Raw genomic sequence first — 23,038 nt, forward strand, 5'->3', positions numbered from 1 at the left:
GTGAAATTGAGGCACTATTGATGTTTTTGAGGTTATCTCAGTGAATAGAGAGCATAGGTATAACCGCTAAAGATAGAGTGTTTAGATATCATTACACCACTAATGACAGCATGTGCTATAGGGTATTTTTTTACTATTTTCACTTTAATCTAATGCCAGTGGAATCATCCCTATCAATATGGCACTGCTGGTCATTTAAATAGGGTGTAAACGGATTTGGTTTATGAAAATGATTGCATTAATCTGTTTAAATTATTGATTTATATTTTTAAATATTGGTTAGTGAGTTTGTATTGGGGTTGAGTAATCGAAAATAAATCCATAGTTGAGTTAAGTCGAAATAAGGTGAGGGATTTAATCAGTGATAGGGATGGGGCTATAAACGCAGTAGAGTGTGGTAGTTATATAGCAAGTTCAACTTTTTAGACCCAACTGGTGTCGCTGTAATTTGACCTTGATCCAGCGTAGTATATGAACGATATTTTCTTTATATACCCTAATTGCATCATCACTCAGCATATCCATCCTAGAAGTCATTTATTCAAGTGTTTTTAAACGAGCGATAATATTGTCGTACTCTGCTTGAGTATTGCGATAATTCGTTTGTAATGAATTGATGTTTTTCTTTTTTTCTTCAATATTTTTTTTGTTGTAATCTAAGTTGTTTTTTAAGGCTATCGGCGTGTTTTCGCCTTTGCGCAAATGTTCCATTTGTTGGCGTTTAAAGTAGATTCGATCATTTTGTAGTTGTTTTAACTGATCTTGTTGAAAGGCAAGTTGTTTTTTAATATACATCAATGCATCATTTCGCTTTTTAATAGCAACTTGACTGTTGGTATAGGCTTTTTTAAGTTTTAAGTCTGCTGTTTTTTGTTGTGCTTGTGCAGCACGTAATGGTGCTTTTTTTACATCTGCCTCACTATTGTAAGCACGGTTACGCTGAATCACTTGCATGTTTTGATCTAAGGCTTCATAACCATGGCGAATATGGTTTGGTGTTACATTTGTACTGATATTGGCTACGCCTTTAGTATCATAGTAACGATACCATGTTGGTTTAAGTGGAGTTTGAGCGCAAATAGCTGTAGATTGGAAAATCATTAAAAATAGAAAAATGAATTTTCTAGTCATTTTTTTTTGCGCAATGAAAGCGAGTTTTTGTTTAAACTGACTTTGCACTGTATCCCCCAATGTAATGTTGACTAAATTACTTATTTTGAAGTAATAAAATGGTATATTAGACTCAAAATTGAGAATAAAAAACCATTCTGAATCAAAAAAAAATCGTTGGTCGATAGAAAGTGTGAAGCCGTTGTGGTAAAAGCAAAAAAATGAGTCTTTGTTTGGAAAATGGTCGTTGAAAATGCAAGTAAAGATATGTTAAAAATGTTTATAACTTGTAATAGAACTTTCTACTCAAATTGTTTGTACACTCAAAAAATGTGAAGGGTCATTAAATGGACGATAAATTCCAAAATCTAAAAGTTATGGTGATTGATGATTCAAAAACCATTCGTCGTACAGCAGAAACATTATTGCAACGTGAAGGTTTTGAAGTGGTAACTGCAGTAGATGGTTTTGAAGCCTTAGCAAAAATTGCAGAAGCAAATCCTGATATTGTCTTTGTCGATATTATGATGCCTCGTTTGGATGGTTATCAAACTTGCGCATTAATCAAAAATTCTCAGAATTATCAAAATATTCCAGTCATCATGCTATCGAGTAAAGATGGTTTGTTTGATCAGGCAAAAGGTCGTGTTGTGGGGTCGGATGAATATTTAACCAAACCCTTTAGTAAAGATGAATTATTAAACGCAATTCGAAATCACGTAACAGCATAAGTTAATTTTTATTGGGGACAAGCATGTCACGTATCCTTATAGTTGATGATTCACCAACAGAAACATTCCGTTTTAAAGAAATTTTAACCAAAAATGGGTTTGAGGTTATAGAAGCGGCAAATGGTGCTGATGGTGTCACAATGGCACAAGCGGAGTTGCCAGATCTTGTGTTAATGGATGTGGTGATGCCAGGGGTAAATGGTTTTCAAGCAACGCGTCAAATTGCACGTGGAGACACGACAAAACACATTCCAATCGTGATTGTCAGTACCAAAGACCAAGCAACAGACCGAGTTTGGGGGAAACGTCAAGGGGCGAGTGATTATTTAACCAAGCCTGTAGACGAAAAACAATTAATTGATGTGATTAAACACCACCTCAATGCAGGATAAGCTCTATGGCAGCTAACGGATTTATCGAATTACTTCGGCTTGCTAAACGTGGTAACAAAAACTACGTTACAACTGAAAATGAAGTAAACCGATGGTCAGGCATTGCTTTTGAGATGATGGGGCAATATTTCGTTGCCCCTTTAGGTGAAGTAACTGAGGTGATTTATCCACCTAAATATACGCCAGTTCCCAATACTCAATCATGGGTGATGGGCTTGGCGAATATTCGGGGACGTTTACTTTCAGTAGCTGATTTAGCTCAATATATTTCTGGGCATAGAAGTCAGTTTTCACCTACTCAGAAAGTATTGTGTATTAGTCATAATGACCATTATGTCGGTTTAGTTGTAGATCAAGTTTTAGGGATTCAGCACTTTAATAAGAAAAGTTTTTTTTCTAAAAATAGTGAGTTAGACAGCAATTTAAAAGAATATTGTCAGGGATATTTTTATCAACATAATCAACACTGGCATGTTTTCTTATTTAGTCGTTTATTGCAAAATCCAAAATACATGAATGCATCTATAAAATTTATAAATTAATAGTCGCGCGCTGAAGAATGATGGCGAAAGTCGGGGAGAAGCTGGATGGGCTTTAAACTTAAAAAGAAAAATACAGGTGAAGGCAGCAGTCGTAAGATTGGTGATGTTTTATTCGCTAAGATTCAATCACAGACAGATCAATTATCACGTGTATTTGGTGACAGTGAAAAGTCCAAACCATTAATTTTGGGTGCAGCTTTTTGTCTTGTCTTAGCACTATTCCTATTATTGTACTTATTCTATAGTGTGCCGCGTAATAATGAGTTAACACGTAGTGTTGGTGATTTACGTCTATTATCACAAATGATTTCACGTCAAGCGACTGAAGCAACAGCATCAGGTACGAAAGAATCGATTGATAAATTAAAAAAATCTCAAGAAGCATTCACCAAAAATCTTGAAACTGTGAAAGATATTCATGCTCGTACTCAGCCACTCGCTGACGTAGAGACGCAATGGAAAAAAGTATCAGAAGAAATTGATTTAATTTCTGCGCAACAAAAAATGATTAACCAACTTTACGATACGAATATTGCGATTGGTGAAACCATTCCAGGTATTCAGGCTGAATATAACTTGATGGTTGACCAAATGGCCCGTCAAAATATGCCAAGTAATCAGGTTGTTATTGCGAAAAATCAGGTGTTTATTGCAGAACGTATTCTTCGTTCTATCAGTTCGGTATTGACCGGTAGTGAAAACTCTCGTGAATCAGCAGATGACTTTAGTGCCGATACAGAAACATTTGGTTCGTACCTGAATGCACAGCTCAATGGTAGTGCTGAATTAGGTGTAGAGCGTATTACTGATCCAGCTTTACTTGAATCATTAACAGGTATTAAGGCCGAATATGATGATGTATTAAAATCAGCATCTGCAACGATTCTTAAAAACTCAGCACAAATTGTTAAAGTACGTCAGGCTTCTTCTGCAATTTTTGCACAATCAGATGAATTGTTAACAAACCTGTATAAATTATCGGTTGGTTCGAGCTTAACCATTGCGATTCCGGGTCTGTTTTTACTTTTATGTTTAGGCGGTTTCTTATTCTGCGTATTCAAATTACTTGGTTTACGTGGTGAGTCAGATAAACAGCGTGTAGCACGTTTACAAGAAGAGTATGACCGTAACCAGAATGCGATTTTACGTTTACTCGATGAGATCGCCGATCTTGCAGATGGTGACTTACGTTCATATGCAACCGTATCTGAAGATTTTACCGGTGCGATTGCCGACTCGATTAACTTCGCGATTGACCAATTACGTGACCTCGTTTCACGTATTACCGATACCTCTCAAGAAGTTGCGCAATATACTGCAAATACGCAGGGTATTACTAACCAGTTAGCTGAAGCATCTGAACACCAAGCGCAAGAAATTGCGGGTGCATCTGCCGCAATTAATGAAATGGCAATGTCTATTGACCAAGTATCTTCGAATGCAACAGAGTCTGCGGTGGTTGCGGAACGTTCGGTAAAAATTGCTGCCAATGGTGCTGATGTCGTAAACCGTTCAATTGAAGGGATGGATACGATTCGTGAACAGATTCAAGAAACCTCAAAACGTATTAAACGTTTGGGTGAGTCTTCACAAGAAATTGGTAACATTGTTGCCTTGATTAACGATATTGCCGACCAAACGAACATCTTGGCATTGAATGCAGCAATTCAGGCATCGATGGCAGGTGAAGCAGGTCGTGGTTTCGCCGTGGTAGCGGATGAGGTACAGCGTCTAGCTGAACGTTCAGCGTCAGCAACCAAGCAGATTGAAGGTCTGGTAAAAACCATTCAAACAGATACAAACGAAGCTGTAATTTCGATGGAACAAACTACATCTGAGGTTGTTCGTGGTGCGAACTTATCTAAAGATGCGGGCGTGGCATTGGATGAAATTCAAAACGTATCGAGTAACTTGGCGAAATTGATTGCTAACATTTCTGATGCTGCAAAACTACAGTCTGCTTCCGCAGGTCATATTGCAACCACGATGAATGTTGTACAAGAAATTACATCACAAACGACAACAGCAACATTCGATACAGCACGTTCAGTATCTGAATTGGCAAATATGGCCGAATCGCTACGTGAATCTGTAACTGACTTTAAATTACCTGACTAAGGTAAGGCTAAAGCTATGGGGTAATGTGCCTTACTTTCGGGTAAGGCACATCAATAAATCACAGATAAAGCATCGACAAGATGAACTTAGCTTCAAAGTTAGGTCTCGTGTGATGGTGATAATTAAGTTTGAGCGCCCTTCTTGGTGGCAGATAAACGTAAGAAGCCTAAGCTATGAAAGAAATATTAAAAAATTTAGTTGAAACGACTACGCTTCCTGAAGATAGTTATCTTGATCAAGATGCAGAAATTTTAGAAATTTTTGTTGAAGAAATAGAAGAGATCTTTGTTGAATTAAGTACTTTATTTACCACATGGTTTGAAAATCCAAGTGATCAAGAAACGTTGAGCACAATCCGCCGCCATTTCCACACGCTAAAAGGGTCTGGGCGAATGGTGGGAGCGAAATCTGCTGGCGAGTTGGCTTGGACTGTTGAAGATATTTTAAATCGAGCTATGTCGGGTACAATTCCTTTAGATGATAAAGTTCAATACTTTGCTCAAACGGTATTCAAGATTTATCAATATAAGTTATATCCTATTTTTAAGACCGTTCAGCTTGCTGATATTGATTTACGCCCTTTGGTTTTATTGGGTCAGCAAATACAACAAAAATTAAGTCTGGAGCCTGCATTAGAAGAATTACTTGAGCTGGCTACAAATTTGACCACAGAAGATGGTATTACTGGTTTAGAATTTATAGATGAACGATCAAGTGCTGTTGATACTCAAGCAGAAGGTATTGCAACAGAACATACTGAAACAGAAGATAATAACTATATAGAAGAAACGATTGCGATCTTTATTGAAGAAGCTGAAGATCATTTAGCGACGATAGATCAGTTCTTGAAAAATGAAGAAGATCATACTCAAGATTATAATGGGCTTATTCGTGCCTTGCATACTTTACGTGGTAGTTCATCAATGGCTCAAATTGAGCAAATTTTTGAAGCCAGCACTAAAGTAGAAAATTTATTCAAGACCCTATTGCAAGACGATATCGTATCTACATCGAATCAAACGGCACTGTTAATTCAGTATGCTGAGTTTGTACGTGATTATTTGCATATTTTAAGACAGGGTCAAACGCAAAAACTTGATGCCATTTATGAAACTTTTAATAATGCATGGAATAATTATGGTTTTGCTTCAACTGAAATAGATGAAGGCGTTAATCCTCAAGGCTTGGTTTCTAAGCTGATTGCATTGAATATTGATTTGTTATTGGATGCTGAATTCGAGTTTGAGAAGCGTGCAAAAGTTGAATATCCAGAATATATACAGGCTTTAACTGAACAAGCGCAACAATTATTAGATCATACGGATAATCGTGCTGCGATTGGAATTCACCAATTTACCCATGAATTAAAGTTAAGTTATGAAACATTGGTGTTAAAGCCAGAGCTTTTAAATCTTGATTATGCCTATGAATTGTTTGCACAAGCGCATCAAGAATTTATCCATTTGTTTGATACGTTGGCTGCTGGACAACGTGTTATTTTGTCGGCCGATGTTCAGAAAGTCTTAAATGATCTTTCTGCTTTCGTTCAGCAAGATTTCGAGCAGTTTGATGAGGTGGCAGCACCTGTTGCAACCAGTACGCTATTGGCTGTTGTTGACCTTGCGCAGATTTCACAAAAAATCCGTTCTGCTCGTGCTGAAATGCATGCAGCCGATGCGAATCATGATTTTGATACGGATTTGTTGGAAATTTTCTTAGAGGAAGCCGAAGAATTACTGGTCGGTATTGACCAAGATTTGAATACTTGGGCGAAGGATCAGACCAATACAGCCTCTTTAAATAATTTGATGCGTTATTTGCATACCTTAAAAGGTGGTGCAAATATGATTCAAGCGACTCATATTGGTTTGATTTCACATGAGTTAGAGTCAATTTATGAGCGTGTGATTCGTAAACAAATTGAGGTAACACCACAACTCGTTAGTATTGTTCGTTTAGTACAAGATGATGTTACGGACCGAATTCAAATTATTCGTGAAAATAATATTGACTATGCGGGTCGTGAATCGATTGAAATTTTACGTAATATTCAACAGATTGCGCAAGGTAAGTCTGTAGGCGTAGCTACGATTGAAACGGTTGCAGTTGAAGCTAATACATCAGAAGTAGAAGTTGAAACATTTGCAGTAGAACTTGAGACAGAACAAGAGCCTGTTGTCGCAGATGTAGAGCATTTTGAAAGTCCAGAAGAGAGTATTCGCTTAATTGCAGAAGAAACCTTCTTAGAAGAAGCTGAAGAAATTCTTGAGTCTACAGATGAGTTCTTAACAAAATGGTTTGAGCAACGAAGCGATCGTAGCTTACTTCTTCAATTGCAACGTGCAGCTCACAGCCTTAAAGGTGGTGCGCGTATGGTTGAAAATGAACCTGTCGCGGCAATTTCATATCAATTAGAAACCACGTTCGAACAGTTTGCAGTCCATCACTTTAACTCGAATGCTTACGATTTATTATTACAAACGACATTTTCATGGTTGAAGCAAGCCATCTTTGAGCGTGATTATAGTAATTTTGACAGTTTAAGATTAAGTTTAGAGTCTATTGAGTTGGTGAATGTCACCGCTCAATTACCAAATCGCGTGACTCAGGCAAATAGCCTGTCAACGCCTAAAATCTTTGAATTTATTCAAGGTGATGGTACTGAGCCACCTGCTATGTTGGGTGAGTGGGGCTCAAGTTCTCAACAAGACAATAGTAATGAAATGATCCGTATTTCTGCCGATTTGGTGGAAAAAATGATCGACTTGTCTGGTGAGAATGCAATTAACCGTTCGCGTATTGAAATGGACTTGGGGCAAATCGGTAATACTTTAAATGAGATGGAATTGGCGATGAAGCGTTTAGCTGACCAATTACGTCGAATGGAAGGTGAGTTAGAATCACAAATTATTGCCAAACATGGTTCAGAAAATTCACGTTATGCTGATTTTGACCCATTAGAGATGGATCAATATTCATCTTTAAATCAGTTATCAAAATCTTTGGCGGAATCTGCATCTGACTTGGTCGATTTCAAAAGAACCTTGGCGGATAAAATTCGTGATGCTGAAGGCTTACTTTTACAACAATCACGTATTCAGGCTGAGATTCAAGAAAGTTTGATGCGTACTCGACTGGTGCCATTTTCACGTTTATTGCCTCGTTTACAACGTATTGTGCGTCAGACTTCATCGACCCTCAATCGTCCGACTGAATTGATTGTCAACAATACTGAAGGTGAGTTGGATCGTACTATTCTTGAGCGTTTGGTCACTCCATTTGAACATATGCTGCGTAATGCGATTGACCATGGTATTGAAGATACTGAACAGCGTCAGCAAGCTAAAAAAACAGCAGTGGGTCAAATTGAACTCAATATTAGCCGTCAAGGTACTGATGTATTGGTATCGTTTAGTGATGATGGTAAGGGTATTGATGAAGCTAAGATTCAAGAAAAAGCGCTTAACTTAGGTTTGATTAAGGCTGATCAATTCCTTGATAAGCAAGAAATTCTTCAGTTGATTTTCCATCCTGGATTTAGTACAGCGAAAGAAGTGACCCAAATTTCTGGTCGTGGTGTTGGCTTGGATGTGGTTCAAAGTGAAATTAAAGCGCTTGGTGGTCATGTTTCTGTTGACTCAAATCTGGGTGAAGGAACAACGTTTACCATTCGAGTGCCAACCACTGTATCTGTTAGTGATGCCTTGATGGTGAAAGCAGGCGATCAACAATTTGCAATTTCACTTGCCCAGATTGACCGTATTGTGCGAATTGCACCTTCAACACTGGAAGCGTATTTCAATAGTAAAGATGACTTCTTTAAAATTGATAACACCAATTATAAATTGCGTTATTTATCTGAATTCGTTTCAAATCAACCACTACCACGCTTGAGCAATATTGCACATTCTTTACCAGTATTATTAATTAAGGGTAATAATGGTCAAACCATTGCATTGTTGGTCGATCAATTGATTGGTTCGCGTGCACAAATTGTCGTGAAACCAATTGGTCAGCAATTCTCCAGTGTCGGTGTGGTTGCCGGAGCAACGATTTTAGGTAATGGTCAAGTCTGTTTGATTTTAGAAGGTCAAAACATTGCTCGACAAATTCAAGCAACACAGCGCATTAAACATATTTCTGATTCACGAGATTTGTCACGACACAATAATGCACGTCGTTTAATTATGATTGTCGATGACTCAGTGACTGTACGTAAGGTGACATCACGTTTACTTGAACGCCAAGGTTATGATGTGGTGACTGCTAAAGATGGTGTTGATGCGATAGAACAACTTGAAAATGTGAAACCTGATTTAATGTTACTTGATATTGAAATGCCACGTATGGATGGTTTTGAAGTCACGAATTTGGTCCGTCATCATGAAGTGCATCAAGACTTACCAATTATTATGATTACATCAAGAACGGGTGAGAAGCATCGTGAGCGTGCATTCAGTCTTGGGGTGACACATTATATGGGTAAACCATTCCAAGAGGCCGAATTGCTAAGCAATGTTGAAAATTTGTTAGAAGCCAGTCAGGGAGCAACTAAATGAGCCAAAAGAGTGTTTCAAACTCTGCTGTTGATCAAATGACGCAACAAGAGTTACATCACCTTATTACTGTATCGACTGGTTTTATTGATGCTTATATTATTGACTGTCATGGTAAAGAGGCAATGTTGTTACCACAAAACATTGTCTTGTCGGCACTCGATAGCGCCACTGATGTGCCATTTGTAGAATGGCATGAGCTTAAATTGCCTGTTTATGCGGTGAATAATCCTGAACATAAAGCTGGCGTTGCACTGGTTATTGAAGGCGATGATGTGAGTCAGCGTTTTGCATTGATGTGTAACGAGATGCCAAAAACCATTCGTTTACGTATTTCTGAAGTCGTTGATGAAGAACATGTTTTAAATGATGCCACGGTATTCCAATATGTGCGTATGGCTGATCAAGTTTTTCACATACCTAATCTAGCCCAAATTCAATCCTCTTTAGGTTTTAATTGAATTCAGCATCTCAAGCGCGAGACCGAAAAAAAGGAACTGTTTACAGTTCCTTTTTTTTATTTTTGGGATTTTTAGTTCGCCAATAAACCTTCTAATATTTGTTCATAAATTTCAGCAAGAGGTTCTAAATCAGCCACATTTACATGTTCATCAATTTGATGAATGCTGGCATTTAAAACACCAAGTTCAAGTACTTGCGCGCCTGTAGGTGCAATAAAGCGACCATCTGACGTACCACCACTGGTAGAAAGTTCTGTTTCAATTCCTGTGACATTGCGAATGGCATTCTGAGCAGCATTGACCAGTTCACCGACTGGGGTAAGGAACGGTAAGCCAGATAATGTCCATTCAATATCATAATTCACATTGTGGCGGTCAAGAATTTCTAAAGTACGTGCTTTAAGTTGTTCTGCGGTCACTTCAGTGGAATAGCGGAAGTTAAACAGGGTATGCATGGTTCCTGGCACAACATTGGTTGCACCTGTACCAGAGTGAATATTTGAGATTTGGAAAGAGGTTGCTGGAAAATATTCATTGCCATTGTCCCAAACGGTATCGCATAGTTCAGCTAGGGCTTTAGATGCAGTATGGATGGGATTGATGGCAAGGTGAGGATAAGCAACATGCCCCTGTTTACCCTTCACTGTAAGCCTAGCATTGAGTGAGCCACGACGACCATTTTTAACAATATCACCCAATTGATTGGTACTTGATGGTTCACCAACCAGACACCACGTCATTTTCTCATTGCGTGCTTCTAAGGCTTCAATCACTTTCACTGTACCGTTAATTGAAGGGCCTTCTTCATCGGAGGTAATTAAAAAAGCAATAGAGCCTTTATGATTTGGATGTTTCGCAACGAAGCGTTCAGATGCAACCACCATGGCTGCAAGTGCAGTTTTCATATCTGCACTACCACGACCGTAAAGCTTACCATCGCGAATTTCTGGTACAAATGGATCGGAGTTCCAGTCGTCTAAACTGCCCGTTGGAACAACATCGGTATGTCCTGCAAAACATAAAACTGGAGCTTGGGTTCCTTTACGTGCCCATAAATTATCGACATCTTCAAAACGCATTGATTCAATATTGAAACCAATTTTTTCTAAACGGTCTGCCATAATGTTTTGGCAACTATGATCGACTGGCGTCACAGAAGGTTGACGTAATAACTGTAAACTAAGCTCTAGAGTTTCTGAGTGGTTCATACCGGTTAAATCAATCGAAAATGTGCCGAGTATAATAGGGGAATCATGTGGATAAGGTAAGGGGCGTTTTTAAATATAAAAAAACCTTATCTAGACATAAGGTTTTTTTGAGATCGATCACATTACATTTTGTCTTGCGTTTTTTCAGCCGTATTGGTGACTGCATCGCCAGCTTTTGAAACATCTTTACCAAAACCTTTAAACGTATTACAACCGGTTAAAACAAAAGCCATAATGAGGGACGCAGCAAGAATTTTTTTCATCATCATCTCCAAGTATGAATCATTATTTTGATGTGGTTTTAGGTTAATTAATGCTCAATGTAAACAATATGAGTTTTTGATGGTAGAAAAGTAACCAATTGTTATACGTTAGAGGGATTTTAAAGTCATTGCGACAACGTAATTTACTTTTAAAATGTTAATTAGCTTAAATATATGTTTTACCATGTTATTTTTTAAAACATTGAGAAAGTAACGGTGCATTTCTAAACATATAGATATGAGATTGATCTTGTTGTTGATACAAACCATTGATCCACCAATGTGCAGTTTCACTACTTATATCAGCTTGCGGACAAATCCATTCTTGACGTTGTAAGCGATAAAATGCGGAGTCTTGAGCAGGAATCATACTTCCCCAACAGCCTAAGCGACGTTGTGAATTGACCCAAGTTGGAATAGGGTTTTGTGAATGCTCGATAGGAAGATAAAGCTGACCTTTTAAGACCACAAAGCGTTGTTCAATTTGATATTCAAGCGCATCTTTAAATTGAAATTGTTTTTGGCTAAAGTGATTTAATTTTCGCAGCAATGTGTCACTACGATTTAAACCGTACCAATAAGCTAAAGAAAAATCCCGTTCCGCCAAATAATATTTTAAAGCCACTTCCCAGTGTTCAATTTGATTGCTTTCTGTATTGCGCAATAGAAAGTCGAGTTCACCTAAAGTTTTAGGCCCCGCAATTTTTTGAATACTATGACCCAGCAATTCATAGGGATGATAGCTATGATCGAGTAACCAAAACCAGATAAACATTTCAAAACGTAGACCTAAACGGGTACTTTTCAGTTGTTGTAAAAAGACTTCTAGTTCTTGAGGATGTTGATCTAAGTGAAGCAATCTAGCGTGGTAGTGTTGAAAATGCGTTGTCCATGTTTCAGTGTTATGCAATGCAAAGGCATGCTTGAGTTCCAGTTCAGGAGGAATGGAACTTAAAGTATTTGGACTGCATAGGCAAAATGCCAACTGCCTAACCAATAGATTTTTGAATTGAAGCCAAGGTTCATGAAGATCAGAAGCTTGATTTAAAGCAAACATAGAAACACCCAGCGCTAAATTAAAAAGTGCAGAATTACAACGGATCACAGATAAAAACACTTTATACTACCGCAATTAGTTGTATAGGGCAGTGCTATGAAAATGTTGTTTTGGCGGAGTTTAGTGATGATTTTTGTCATTCTAGGCTTTATCGGAGCGCTTTTACCGGGTATGCCAACAACAGTATTTCTTATTTTAGCAGCTTGGGCCGCGTCAAAAGGCTGGCCACAAATGGATGAATGGTTACTCAATCATCCTAAGTATGGTCAAACCTTAAGAGCATGGCGTGAAAGCGGGACTGTGCCGCGCAAAGCGAAATGGTTTGCCAGTATCATGATGTTGATCAGCGCTATGCTGATGTTATTGACCAACGCGCCTGTGTTGGTCAAAGTATTTACAGACTTGATTATGTTAAGCGTCGCAATTTGGTTGTGGCTACGTCCTGAACCTTCGACTGGACAGATCAAAAAACCACAGATCAAAAAAACCACAGATTAAAGAGCCTGAGTAATACACATCATGTCATATTCTTTAGCACACGCAGATATCTGGATTGATTTAGCAGAGCAAACCTTAACTTTACCTAAACATAATAAATTTTATCTGATTTCTTCAGGTCAAAATGGCATAGGTGAACAAGAAAATACAGGCAAGACACCTAGAGGTTGGCACAAGATTGCACTTAAATTTGGTCAGACAGCACCTCAAAATGCAGTCTTTATTGCCAGACAAGAAACGGGTGAAGTTTATGATGAAGCCCTAGCCGCACAATTTCCTGAACGGGATTGGATTTTATCTCGTATTCTTTGGTTAAGTGGTTTAGAAGATAATTTTAATCAAGGTGAGGGGTGTGATACTTTTAAACGCTATATTTATATACACGGTACACCAGACACTGAACCGATGGGCATTCCCATGTCGCATGGCTGTATTCGTATGCGTAATCAGGATGTGATCGAATTATTTGATCTGATTGCTGAAGATGCTTTGGTTTTTATTTCCGAACATAAATTAAATTTAACGGACTTGGAAAGCAGTACAAATAGATAAAACAACATCTAAGAATAAAATCATTTACTGTTTATTCAAAAACATGAATATTTTTTGAGTGAAAATTGTACGATGAATTGAGGTGTTTTTTAGTAAAATCCTAAATAAGTTGCAGAAATTGTTTGTTTTTATAGCGAATCACCTATTTTTTAATCACTCAAACATAAAAAACTCAAAACAGGCAGAAAAGCGTTTGACAGGCTGCATAGATTCTCTATAATGCACCACACAAACGATGAAGTCGTAAAGGGCGCTTAGCTCAGTTGGTAGAGCGTCTGCCTTACAAGCAGAATGTCGGCGGTTCGATCCCGTCAGCGCCCACCAAGTCTTTACGTTAAATGTTTTAAGTGCAGCGGTAGTTCAGTTGGTTAGAATATCGGCCTGTCACGCCGAGGGTCGCGGGTTCGAGTCCCGTCCGCTGCGCCACTTAATTCAGATAGCAAGTTGTTTGTACTTTAATAGCGATATTATGTAAGTGCAGCGGTAGTTCAGTTGGTTAGAATATCGGCCTGTCACGCCGAGGGTCGCGGGTTCGAGTCCCGTCCGCTGCGCCATTTACATGATAGACCTTTTAAGGGCGCTTAGCTCAGTTGGTAGAGCGTCTGCCTTACAAGCAGAATGTCGGCGGTTCGATCCCGTCAGCGCCCACCAGATTTTTTGTGATGCAGCGGTAGTTCAGTTGGTTAGAATATCGGCCTGTCACGCCGAGGGTCGCGGGTTCGAGTCCCGTCCGCTGCGCCATCTTAAAATCGAAAATGTTAGACCCTTTAAGGGCGCTTAGCTCAGTTGGTAGAGCGTCTGCCTTACAAGCAGAATGTCGGCGGTTCGATCCCGTCAGCGCCCACCATATCTTCGGATATAAAACTTAGTGATAAGTTTACAATGCAGCGGTAGTTCAGTTGGTTAGAATATCGGCCTGTCACGCCGAGGGTCGCGGGTTCGAGTCCCGTCCGCTGCGCCATTTTTTAGATTCCTTGTTCTAGATCATGGTTACATTCAGCAAGATTTCTTTCTTGCATCATAAAAATAGCCACGCTATTTTTATTCCTCAAGGGCGCTTAGCTCAGTTGGTAGAGCGTCTGCCTTACAAGCAGAATGTCGGCGGTTCGATCCCGTCAGCGCCCACCATATATTCTCCTTGCTCAAATTCTGTTTTTTTCATAGAATCTCAAGCCTATAATAATTTTAAATATTGAAAAACTATGAGAAATCAATATCAACGCAAAGCTGCGTCGAAAAATCAGAATAAAAGTTATAATGCGCAAGATATTTATAAACAATTCATTGAAACGATCGTTGCTCAAGGCTCTGTAAGTGCTCTATTTGACGATGGATGGGCTTTATGTGCAACACCAACAGGTCAGCGTGCTTTCGCAGTGTGGCAGCAGAAAAGCTTAGCCAAGTTATTGATTAAAGATAACTGGCAAAATTATCAAATTCAGGAAATTTCACTCAAAGATTTTGTTGAGAAAGTGATTCCTTTTTTACGTCAAGAAAAAACCTGTATCTCGATGGATTTAACCCCTGAAGGGCAAAATGTATTGGTTGCACCTGAAAAATTACTCATAGACCTGAAAAAATATCTGTATCAGATCTATGTGCAAAAACCCGAGTTATTTAAGGACACGAAACTTCCTTTGCCGCGCAATATCCGTTTAAATTAATTTTAGTATTCTTGTAATATCCAACCACTGATAAAAGCAAAATATTCTCTTAGCCATGCGTTATAGCGCGTGTTTAAGGGAGTTTCTGCGCTGCTCATGATGACATTTTGATAGCCCAGTTTTTTGGCAATCGCGGCTGCTCGTAAGGTATGGAAGTCACTGGTTACAATGGCAATTGGCGCAGAGAGAGGAATGTTCTGATACTTTAAAATGGTCTTTGAGTTAAGCAGGTTTAACTCCGTACTGGTGCTTTTATCTTCCAAATAAATGCGTTGTAGCGGAATGTTATACTGTTGATATAAATATTTGGCCATAATTTCAGCTTCAGTCTGTTTTTCAGTATAACCAATGCCACCCGTGACAATAAGAATGGCTTTTGTCTGTTGTTGTGCCAGTTCAGCACCCTGATCTAAACGTTTCGCTAAAGTCGGAGAGGGTTGACCATTTTGGATGCCACTACCTAAAATAATAATCGCTTGTACTGTTTGCTCAGTATTTTGCTGTTGGGTATGCTGGTGAATATAAGCGAAAAATACAGCCACACTGATAAGCCAAAGTAAAAAACCACCCCATGCCCATTGGTAGAGCACTTTAAGTTGTACTTTTTGCGCTAAAAAGTGCTGTATGGAACGATAAAAAATGGCATGAATCAGCAATACAAAACCCAGCAATAGCGGTAATACAGTACCCAGATGGATTTTATTGTGCAAAATTAACCATAAACCGTCACAGAACAAAAGGCAGCCTAAGATCAAACTAAAGATTCTTTTTATTTTTTCAGACATAAAGACTGTTTTAGTGCAGATGAGATGTTTTGCAGTCTAACTGAAGTTCGATATTTTTCTAGTGTTGTTTGAAAAAACCGAGCACTGAGGCTCGGTTTTGATCTGATTTAATGGTCTTTTTTTGAATTAATAGACATCACGACGGTAACGACCTTCTTGACGAAGCTGATCAAGCATTGCTTCACCTAGAATAGCAATCAGGGCTTGATCTACATCGCTTGCCATGCCATGAATACTACCGCACACATAAATCGCAGCACCATTATTGATCCATGCTTGAAGTTCTTGTGCTTGTTCACGAAGTTTGTGATGTACATATACTTTGGCTTCTTGATCACGAGAAAAAGCCAAATCAAGGCGTTGTAGCATGCCTGTGGTTTGCCATGCTTCAATGGTACTTTGATAGAAGAAGTCGTGCTCACGTTGGCGTTCACCAAAGATTAACCAGTTTTGTGTGTAGTCTTGACGTGTACGTGCATGCAATAAGCTCATTAAGCCCGCTAGACCTGTACCGTTACCAATACAAATAATCGGGCGGTTATCATCAATCAGATGGAATGAGTCATTGGTGCGAATACGCAGTGCAATTTCACTCTTTAATGCTGCATGTTGAGTCAACCATCCAGAGCCTAAACCCAGTTGACCTTGATCATCTGATTGTTGGCGAACCACCAAACGCAAGACCTGCTGCGATGGAATACTAGCAATAGAATATTCACGCGAAGGTAAAGTCTGTAATTGCTCAAGCAAGTGTTCTAAATTGGCAAAAGGTTCAACTTCGGTGGTTAAATCTTTATCCCATAATGCTTGTTCAATCTTGATATTTAGTGATTCAACTGGGCTATGCGCAGTAATCTGGTATTTTTGCATAAAGTGGGCAATACGCTCAGCACTATTACCAGGTTGAATTTCGGCAATATCACCTGCTTGCCAATGTACTTCATGCGTTGGTTTGAGTTCAATATTAAATGCTGCTGCACCTAGGCTGTCAGGATTGAGTACATCACGTTGAGTTAATGTCCATGAGTCGAATGTTTTTTCAATATTCATGGCTTGTAATTCAAGTTGAGTCACTTTTGCTAAAGCCATATTCCATGCTTGGATCTGTTGATGGTTGGCATTATTCACTTCAATGGTAGTAAATAATTGCTTCGCACCATTTTGTTTTAACCAATTATCAATAGCGTGCCCGAAACTACAGAAGGTTTCAGGATATTCTTCAGAACCTAAGGCTAAAACAGCATAGTTGAGATGGCTTAAATCAACGTGCATTGGGAGTATTTTTTTCACAAAGCTTGATGCTAAATCCGGTGCTTCACCCGTACCGTAGGTACTGACGACAAACAGGACTTGTTCAGTATTTTTTAAATCATCTAAGCTTAGATGTTGTAATGCTTTGACGGTTACAGGCTGACGAGCCTCTTGTAAGCTGGTTGCAGTCCGCCATGCCAGTTGTTCTGACGTACCCGTTTGTGTTGCATAAGCAATGAGCCAAGGTTTTGCATTCGGATCGATAGTGACTGCGGTTGCAGCAAGACGTGCTTGTTGGGTCAGTTTCTTTTGTTTACGACGTTTGAGATAAAGCATCCAACCTGTCACAAAGAACAATGGCATGACTAACGCCGCAAGCATGGCTAAGAATTGGTATACAGGTCCAAAGAAACTACCGCGATGCACAGGCAACATGCTGCTCATGATTTTTTCATTTAATTTTTGATCTTCATAGAGATCCATTTTTTCAATAGTTGAAGTTTGATAATTAAATGTGGCTTTGTTACGTGCACGTTCATGTTGCGGAACGACATCAACAAAGTTTAACTCGATTTTGCCATCGGGTTTTTTCGGTAAATTGACCGTCAGGGTGGAATAGTCACGGCCGACTTGTGCATTAAAGCCAGTCCAAGTTTGGGTTAAAGCGAGATTAATTTGCGCTGCTGAGAGTGCTTTTTTTGCCTCTTTATGCTTTGAATTGGCTTCACCACCAGCCGCTTCATTTTTATTGCGCTGTTCACCTGCATTTTGACGGTTGCCTTTGCCTTCTTGCATTTCTGCTTGAGGAGACTCAACGCCCAATACTTTATACATGCCATTACGCCACCAGTCATAAGACCAATACAGTCCAGTACAGGCAAGTATTAAGTAAAAAATCACCACCCATGTACCCACAACAGCATGTAAATCCCAAAGAAAATTCCGTCCTTTGAGCTGCGGTTTAATCATGAACCATTGTTTTAAAGAGTGTTTTTTAGGCCAACGTAGATATAGTCCACTCAAAACAAAGAGAATGAGAATAAGGGTAGATGCGCCCGTAATTTGTTTTCCGACAGGGCCAACCGTTAAATTACGGTGCAATTGTTGGACAAATTGGAAGAAATCTCGGCCTTTAATTTCAGGCAAAACTGCGGCAGTGTAGGGGTTAATCATCATGTTATAACCCTTACGTGCACCTTCTTTGACAATATTAATGCTAGAAGAGGCCGTCGGATCTTTGGTAATGGTAATGCTATTAATTTTGATTTTTGGGTCGGTATTCTGGAAATGCTGATACAGTTCCGCAGGTGTTAATTTATCTCGATTTTCAGCTTGTACGGTATAACTATCTGGATTCAGCCATTTTTGAATAGGTTGTTCATATGAGTAAATGGCACCTGTGACGCCCATAATAGAGAGGATCAATCCGGCGGTAATTCCGAGGAACCAGTGGATCTGAAAAAAGATTTTTTTTAACATAGCTGGAAAATGAGGTAGGCGGTGAACAGTATTAGCGCGAATTATAACTGAACTTTAAGTAGATGTTATGGATTTTGAAATTAATATACATTCTCATTCTCAGTTGTGCTTGTGGTATTAAAAAAACCCCCAATATTTTGGAGGTTTTTTATTTAAAAATTTTGCATTACAGCAGGTCTTAAACTTGTTTGGCTTCGCCAACCGTTTCAGTTAAATGCTTACGAATGGTATTGAATGAAAAGTTTCTTGAATCCATACGTTTTGGCAGAATATAAGCACCTTGTTGACCTTTCACTTTGAAGTTAATCAACAAAAAGTCTGGTGTGTTATACCATTCATAAATATCTTTCCAGCCAATCGCACCAACACCTTCTTGTGCACCCATTTTTTGGCGCATAATTAGACCATGCGGTTGCACGCCTAAACGAATCCCTTTGATTTCCTGAACTGGAAATTCATTCATTTTACGTTTAACGTACCATTCCAAACCGAATTTACGAATCAAGAAGTAAGCAACTACACCGACCAATGCGACCCAACAAAAAATAGTCGAATAGTTTTTTAATAAGATAATACCGACAATGGATAATACAGCGACGACAGCCATGATAATCCATGATTTAGTGCTGATTTTGTTGGTACTACGCCAAATAGCAAGTTGAGCTTGACGTTGTTCAGCCTCTGAAATTTCATAGTTCACAGGTTGAAGGGTATAAGCGTATAAATTTTTCGCGGTCATAATGAAAATAACAAATTTAGAACTGTAAAAAGTTTAGCATTATTTATGGCAATTCAGTGAGTATATTGTTCCAAAATCATCCTATTTATAATGAGGCTAATTCGGTGGCTTTATCATCACGGTCATGACTCAAACTTTGCTTCAAACGGCTGAGTTGATTCAGAATGCTCAACATTAAAGATAATTGTTGTAACACAATCAGCGCTTTTTGATCATCTTTATTATTTGAGCTTAAGCGTTGCCGAATCGTATCCAACATATTTTGTGCATTAAGATCAGGAGCTTCATCTTTGAGTAAAGATCCTTGGATATTTTCTACAGCAAGATCTAAAAGCGTTAATACTTCTTGATCTTCTATTTTTTCACGATGTGCGCCTAAAGCCGCAATATAACTTAAGAGGGTATGATTCAAACACAAAAATTCAAAAGCTAAGCTTTTTTGAGTGGGATCAAAATCGGGTTCTGTGGCTAAGGTTGAAATGAGTGATGCAACTTCTGCATCATTATTATGTGCAGCACGACGTATCACACGATATTTCAAACCATTATTACGGCCATATTTGTATTGCTCTGCAACTTCCGCTAAATAGTTGCATTGTGCGGTGAGAGAGCGATTGATGGTGCGTGATAGACGGCGGAATTTCCAGTCGGGGAAAATAAAACTGACCCCAAACCATGCCAATGCACAACCAATTAATGTATCAATCATACGGGGTAGGGCTGCTGCAAAACCTACACCGTCAAGATTAAAGTTAATCATTGCAAGAATAGTAATAAAAGCAGTGGCTTGTGCATATTGTTTACTCCGTAATTCAAAGAATAGCACGCCACTTAAAATGAGCAGTAATAATTGCCCCTCAATGGAAGGGATAAAATACAAAATGGCATAACCTAAGATAATTCCCACTAAAGTGCCGACAATACGTAAACGTAAGCGCCGCTTGGTGGCATTAAAATTGGGTTGGCTGACAAAAAGAGCGGTCAGTAAAACCCAGTAACCATATTCAATATTGCTCACTTGGACAAAAATATAACCAATCAGTAAGACAATAGAGACACGTATGGCATGCCGAAACAGAACGGATTCGGGGGTTAAGTGCTGTTTGATTCGGCTAACAATGTCATCCCAGCCTTTTAAGTCATCATCTTTGAGTTGGTTTTCAATATGTTTGGCTCTATCAAATATCATATGACGTTCAGTTTCTACATTCCGCAGTTGAGCATCAATCGCCTTTAAATTTTGATAGAGTGAAAATAGTGCATTGACCCAGACTTGATCATATTGTTGTTCTGTACGTAACTTTTCTAAAGATAGTTTTAAATTGGCAAAAGTATGTTTAAAGCGTTTATTGTGCTGATAGGTTTCACGATGCAAAATGCTGTGGCTTAAATCTTTACAGGCTTTAGCTTGAATAAATAAAATCCGTTGGAAGCGAAATAAAATATCACTGTGTTCAAAAATTTTGACCAGTTTTTGGTAATCAATATGCGCTGAGTCAGCGCGTTCGTGAATATCTTGGGCAACAAAATAATATTGTAAGCTACGACGGGTATCTTTTTGTCCGCGGTCACCTTTTAAACGGGTCAGTAGTGCGGTTTTCATTTCGTTAAAAATACCGACTAATTTGCCATTTTCTAAGGACAGTTCAATCATACTTTGCTGATAACTGTTGGGGGTCATATCCACATCAAACAGGTTGGATTTTGCAAAGAGAAAATCACCTAAAGATGAATAACATTGCGATAACTTGTCTTGTACTTGGCGAACGGGAAATAATAAAAAGCTAATGGTTGAAATCACGCCATACCATGCTGCACCAATCACTAAAAGTAAGGGCTGAATATACCAATGATCAAATAGTCCAACACCTAGCATTGAGTACACGGAAATGACTAAACAGCCATAGGAAATGGTGGCATAACGACGACCCAGTGAGCCAAGTAAGATCCAGCCAATGCAGGAAACAATCAAGCCTAAAGCAAATATAATTGGGTAAGGAAATAAGAAATAAACCGATGCGGCAGTAATAAAAAAACCAATATAAGTATAAATCAGGTTCATGATGCGGACCGAAAAACGGTCATCAATATCACTTAGACCAGCAGCAACCACCCCTAAAGTCAATGGAATAGTGGCGATCTGGTATCCCATAAAATAAGGAACAAAGGCAGTCCCTGCAAATGCAATGACCATACGCAGGTTATACATAAAGGTGGTGTTATAGGTCGCTTGTTTAATACGCGTGAGCCAAGATTTCAAATTATGTCCTTACCACAAAGTGATCTATGCATCATGAAGTAAAATTATGTGATTTTTCACTCTCAATTCTTAGAAATAATACTATGTACAGTGTAAGCTTGTCTTCAAAGCTATCATTTAAAAATTAAATATCCATATGTCTGTACAACAGTCTACTCAACAATATTCCACGGCATGGATTATGCTGCTAGCATTATTGACATCCTTAGGTCCACTTTCGATAGATATGTACTTACCCGCGTTGCCTCAAATGGCACAGGATTTTGGCGTAAGTACACAAATGGTTGCTAATACCTTACCTGCATATTTTTTAGGTTTAGCATTGGGACAGTTGGTTTATGGGCCACTGAGCGATCGAATTGGACGTAAAACACCGCTCTATTTTGGGTTAATCCTTTATATTGTGGCAAGCATGTTATGTATTTTTGCGACCAATGAATGGAGCTTAATTGCGGCACGTATTTTACAGGCGGTTGGTGGTTGTGTTGGGGTAGTGATTGCTCGCGCTGCGATTCGTGACCGTTTAGATATGCATGCTTCTGCACAAGCTTTTGCCAGTATGATGATTGTGATGGGGATTGCCCCAATTATTGCACCCAGTTTAGGGGCAATGGTGCTCAAGTTTTTTTCTTGGCATGCCGTCTTTGTGTTTTTGACTTTGATGGGTGTGATCTGTCTATTGTGTATACATTTTTTCTTTAAAGAAAGTTTAGCACCTGAACGTCGTTTAAAGTTAAATATCAACCAAATCCTAAATTTATATGCAGTGATTTTAAAAGATCCGAGTTTTCGCTGGCCCATGTTGGCAGGCTGTTTTTCTGGTGGTATTTTATTTTGCTATATCAGTTCATCAGCTTCAGTACTTATGGATGACTATGGCTTAAATCAACAACAATTTGCTTATGCTTTTGGTCTAAATGCTTTTGGTATTATGTTGTTATCGACACTGAATAAGAAACTTGCCTATAAGTTTTCAGTCCTGAGTCGTTTAAAAATGGGCGGTATGCTACAGCTTGTCGGTGCATCCATCTTATTTGTTGCGGGTTTATTCAGTCATAGCCCGTTGTGGATTGTTTTTATTGGCATGTTTTTGGCGGTTTCTGGTATCGGTTTTACTGGACCGAATGCCATGGCTTTGGCCATGTCTGAGCAAGGTGCACGAGCAGGAACAGCCAGTGCTATTATGGGCAGTATTCAATTTGCCTGTGGTTTACTCGGTGGAGTGATTCTGAACTTTTTGGTTTGGAATGCACTTTTGAATATGGGGATTTTGATGTTAATTTTTGTTGTCATCACATTGGTTGCGATTATGAAATTAACACCACCTGTACAGCATCAAAGCACTCATCGCTAATATGTAAATAAATTAAAA

18 protein-coding genes and 8 tRNA genes are annotated in these 23,038 nt (G+C 38.8%); 18 read left to right on the top strand and 8 right to left on the bottom strand.

Annotation, left to right across the window (positions count from 1 at the left end; genetic code table 11):
- Positions 1 to 537: 537 nt before the first annotated feature.
- The gene (locus tag F994_RS01000; RefSeq protein ID WP_081399734.1) at positions 538 to 1,131 is read right to left on the bottom strand and encodes a hypothetical protein; all 594 of its coding nucleotides are present in this window, start codon (positions 1,129 to 1,131) and stop codon (positions 538 to 540) included.
- Between the two features lie 326 nt (positions 1,132 to 1,457).
- On the opposite strand from F994_RS01000, the gene pilG reads away from it, so the two are divergent.
- From pilG to F994_RS01030, 6 genes are all read left to right on the top strand, one after another.
- Positions 1,458 to 1,841, top strand: coding sequence for a twitching motility response regulator PilG (gene pilG / locus F994_RS01005; protein ID WP_004648137.1), 384 nt, complete (start codon positions 1,458 to 1,460; stop codon positions 1,839 to 1,841).
- Positions 1,842 to 1,864: 23 nt separating this feature from the next.
- Positions 1,865 to 2,233: a response regulator gene (locus tag F994_RS01010; RefSeq protein ID WP_004648139.1), complete on the top strand. Its 369-nt coding sequence runs from the start codon at positions 1,865 to 1,867 to the stop codon at positions 2,231 to 2,233.
- A gap of 5 nt (positions 2,234 to 2,238) precedes the next feature.
- Complete coding sequence (locus F994_RS01015; protein WP_004648140.1) at positions 2,239 to 2,775, top strand: chemotaxis protein CheW; 537 nt, start codon at positions 2,239 to 2,241, stop codon at positions 2,773 to 2,775.
- 45 nt (positions 2,776 to 2,820) lie between these two features.
- Positions 2,821 to 4,893 (top strand): methyl-accepting chemotaxis protein, encoded by a 2,073-nt coding sequence (locus tag F994_RS01020; RefSeq protein WP_004648141.1) that lies wholly within the window; start codon positions 2,821 to 2,823, stop codon positions 4,891 to 4,893.
- A 173-nt stretch (positions 4,894 to 5,066) separates the two neighbouring features.
- Complete coding sequence (locus F994_RS01025; RefSeq protein WP_004648142.1) at positions 5,067 to 9,452, top strand: hybrid sensor histidine kinase/response regulator; 4,386 nt, start codon at positions 5,067 to 5,069, stop codon at positions 9,450 to 9,452.
- Positions 9,449 to 9,910, top strand: coding sequence for a hypothetical protein (locus F994_RS01030; RefSeq protein ID WP_004648143.1), 462 nt, complete (start codon positions 9,449 to 9,451; stop codon positions 9,908 to 9,910). The genes F994_RS01025 and F994_RS01030 overlap by 4 nt, the downstream gene beginning before the upstream one ends.
- Positions 9,911 to 9,981: 71 nt before the next feature.
- Here the strand turns inward: F994_RS01030 and dapE are convergent, their stop codons facing one another.
- The 3 genes from dapE to F994_RS01045 form a co-directional block, all read right to left on the bottom strand.
- Entirely contained in the window at positions 9,982 to 11,118 is a 1,137-nt protein-coding gene (gene dapE, locus F994_RS01035) for a succinyl-diaminopimelate desuccinylase (RefSeq protein WP_004648145.1), read from the bottom strand.
- Positions 11,119 to 11,240: 122 nt separating this feature from the next.
- A complete protein-coding gene (locus tag F994_RS01040; protein ID WP_086165505.1) occupies positions 11,241 to 11,384 on the bottom strand; it encodes an entericidin A/B family lipoprotein in 144 nt (47 codons plus the stop codon).
- Positions 11,385 to 11,568: 184 nt separating this feature from the next.
- Complete coding sequence (locus F994_RS01045; RefSeq protein WP_034696600.1) at positions 11,569 to 12,438, bottom strand: DUF1853 family protein; 870 nt, start codon at positions 12,436 to 12,438, stop codon at positions 11,569 to 11,571.
- 96 nt (positions 12,439 to 12,534) lie between these two features.
- Here F994_RS01045 and F994_RS01050 point away from each other — a divergent pair, with 96 nt between their 5' ends.
- From F994_RS01050 to F994_RS01100, 11 genes are all read left to right on the top strand, one after another.
- Positions 12,535 to 12,936, top strand: coding sequence for a YbaN family protein (locus F994_RS01050; RefSeq protein ID WP_034696426.1), 402 nt, complete (start codon positions 12,535 to 12,537; stop codon positions 12,934 to 12,936).
- A gap of 21 nt (positions 12,937 to 12,957) precedes the next feature.
- Positions 12,958 to 13,488: a cell wall-recycling L,D-carboxypeptidase ElsL gene (elsL, locus tag F994_RS01055; protein ID WP_004648150.1), complete on the top strand. Its 531-nt coding sequence runs from the start codon at positions 12,958 to 12,960 to the stop codon at positions 13,486 to 13,488.
- 248 nt (positions 13,489 to 13,736) lie between these two features.
- Positions 13,737 to 13,812, top strand: a tRNA-Val gene (locus tag F994_RS01060).
- 25 nt (positions 13,813 to 13,837) lie between these two features.
- Positions 13,838 to 13,914 (top strand) — tRNA-Asp (locus F994_RS01065).
- 51 nt (positions 13,915 to 13,965) lie between these two features.
- Positions 13,966 to 14,042, top strand: a tRNA-Asp gene (locus F994_RS01070).
- 21 nt (positions 14,043 to 14,063) lie between these two features.
- Positions 14,064 to 14,139, top strand: a tRNA-Val gene (locus F994_RS01075).
- A gap of 13 nt (positions 14,140 to 14,152) precedes the next feature.
- Positions 14,153 to 14,229: transfer RNA gene (locus F994_RS01080), tRNA-Asp, on the top strand.
- A 30-nt stretch (positions 14,230 to 14,259) separates the two neighbouring features.
- A tRNA-Val gene (locus F994_RS01085) sits at positions 14,260 to 14,335 on the top strand.
- 37 nt (positions 14,336 to 14,372) lie between these two features.
- A tRNA-Asp gene (locus tag F994_RS01090) sits at positions 14,373 to 14,449 on the top strand.
- Positions 14,450 to 14,540: 91 nt separating this feature from the next.
- Positions 14,541 to 14,616: transfer RNA gene (locus tag F994_RS01095), tRNA-Val, on the top strand.
- A gap of 74 nt (positions 14,617 to 14,690) precedes the next feature.
- Positions 14,691 to 15,152 carry a DUF2750 domain-containing protein gene (locus F994_RS01100; RefSeq protein WP_004648151.1) on the top strand — a complete coding sequence of 154 codons (462 nt, stop codon included), beginning with the start codon at positions 14,691 to 14,693 and terminating at the stop codon, positions 15,150 to 15,152.
- Between the two features lie 2 nt (positions 15,153 to 15,154).
- Here the strand turns inward: F994_RS01100 and F994_RS01105 are convergent, their stop codons facing one another.
- The 4 genes from F994_RS01105 to yccS all read right to left on the bottom strand — a co-directional run bounded on the left by F994_RS01105 (position 15,155) and on the right by yccS (position 21,666).
- Complete coding sequence (locus F994_RS01105; RefSeq protein ID WP_034696428.1) at positions 15,155 to 15,937, bottom strand: YdcF family protein; 783 nt, start codon at positions 15,935 to 15,937, stop codon at positions 15,155 to 15,157.
- A gap of 126 nt (positions 15,938 to 16,063) precedes the next feature.
- Positions 16,064 to 18,667 (bottom strand): PepSY domain-containing protein, encoded by a 2,604-nt coding sequence (locus F994_RS01110; protein ID WP_004648153.1) that lies wholly within the window; start codon positions 18,665 to 18,667, stop codon positions 16,064 to 16,066.
- Between the two features lie 178 nt (positions 18,668 to 18,845).
- Positions 18,846 to 19,406, bottom strand: coding sequence for a YcxB family protein (locus F994_RS01115; protein WP_004648154.1), 561 nt, complete (start codon positions 19,404 to 19,406; stop codon positions 18,846 to 18,848).
- 85 nt (positions 19,407 to 19,491) lie between these two features.
- Positions 19,492 to 21,666: a YccS family putative transporter gene (gene yccS / locus F994_RS01120; protein WP_004648155.1), complete on the bottom strand. Its 2,175-nt coding sequence runs from the start codon at positions 21,664 to 21,666 to the stop codon at positions 19,492 to 19,494.
- A gap of 136 nt (positions 21,667 to 21,802) precedes the next feature.
- Here yccS and F994_RS01125 point away from each other — a divergent pair, with 136 nt between their 5' ends.
- Entirely contained in the window at positions 21,803 to 23,020 is a 1,218-nt protein-coding gene (locus tag F994_RS01125; protein WP_004648156.1) for a multidrug effflux MFS transporter, read from the top strand.
- Positions 23,021 to 23,038: the final 18 nt, after the last annotated feature.

It is taken from the genome of Acinetobacter bohemicus ANC 3994 (genome assembly GCF_000367925.1).
GTDB classification, from domain to species: domain Bacteria; phylum Pseudomonadota; class Gammaproteobacteria; order Pseudomonadales; family Moraxellaceae; genus Acinetobacter; species Acinetobacter bohemicus.

Excerpts from the sequence above, each read along its gene's own strand:
- F994_RS01015 (WP_004648140.1), top strand. The coding sequence starts at position 2,239 with ATGGCAGCTAACGGATTTATCGAATTACTTCGGCTTGCTAAACGTGGT.
- F994_RS01020 (WP_004648141.1), top strand. The coding sequence starts at position 2,821 with ATGGGCTTTAAACTTAAAAAGAAAAATACAGGTGAAGGCAGCAGTCGT.
- F994_RS01115 (WP_004648154.1), bottom strand. The coding sequence starts at position 19,406 with ATGACCGCGAAAAATTTATACGCTTATACCCTTCAACCTGTGAACTAT.
- F994_RS01105 (WP_034696428.1), bottom strand. The coding sequence starts at position 15,937 with ATGTCTGAAAAAATAAAAAGAATCTTTAGTTTGATCTTAGGCTGCCTT.
- dapE (WP_004648145.1), bottom strand. The coding sequence starts at position 11,118 with ATGAACCACTCAGAAACTCTAGAGCTTAGTTTACAGTTATTACGTCAA.
- elsL (WP_004648150.1), top strand. The coding sequence starts at position 12,958 with ATGTCATATTCTTTAGCACACGCAGATATCTGGATTGATTTAGCAGAG.
- F994_RS01050 (WP_034696426.1), top strand. The coding sequence starts at position 12,535 with ATGAAAATGTTGTTTTGGCGGAGTTTAGTGATGATTTTTGTCATTCTA.
- F994_RS01125 (WP_004648156.1), top strand. The coding sequence starts at position 21,803 with ATGTCTGTACAACAGTCTACTCAACAATATTCCACGGCATGGATTATG.
- F994_RS01045 (WP_034696600.1), bottom strand. The coding sequence starts at position 12,438 with ATGTTTGCTTTAAATCAAGCTTCTGATCTTCATGAACCTTGGCTTCAA.
- F994_RS01100 (WP_004648151.1), top strand. The coding sequence starts at position 14,691 with ATGAGAAATCAATATCAACGCAAAGCTGCGTCGAAAAATCAGAATAAA.
- F994_RS01030 (WP_004648143.1), top strand. The coding sequence starts at position 9,449 with ATGAGCCAAAAGAGTGTTTCAAACTCTGCTGTTGATCAAATGACGCAA.
- F994_RS01025 (WP_004648142.1), top strand. The coding sequence starts at position 5,067 with ATGAAAGAAATATTAAAAAATTTAGTTGAAACGACTACGCTTCCTGAA.
- F994_RS01110 (WP_004648153.1), bottom strand. The coding sequence starts at position 18,667 with ATGTTAAAAAAAATCTTTTTTCAGATCCACTGGTTCCTCGGAATTACC.
- pilG (WP_004648137.1), top strand. The coding sequence starts at position 1,458 with ATGGACGATAAATTCCAAAATCTAAAAGTTATGGTGATTGATGATTCA.
- F994_RS01000 (WP_081399734.1), bottom strand. The coding sequence starts at position 1,131 with ATGACTAGAAAATTCATTTTTCTATTTTTAATGATTTTCCAATCTACA.
- F994_RS01040 (WP_086165505.1), bottom strand. The coding sequence starts at position 11,384 with ATGATGAAAAAAATTCTTGCTGCGTCCCTCATTATGGCTTTTGTTTTA.
- F994_RS01010 (WP_004648139.1), top strand. The coding sequence starts at position 1,865 with ATGTCACGTATCCTTATAGTTGATGATTCACCAACAGAAACATTCCGT.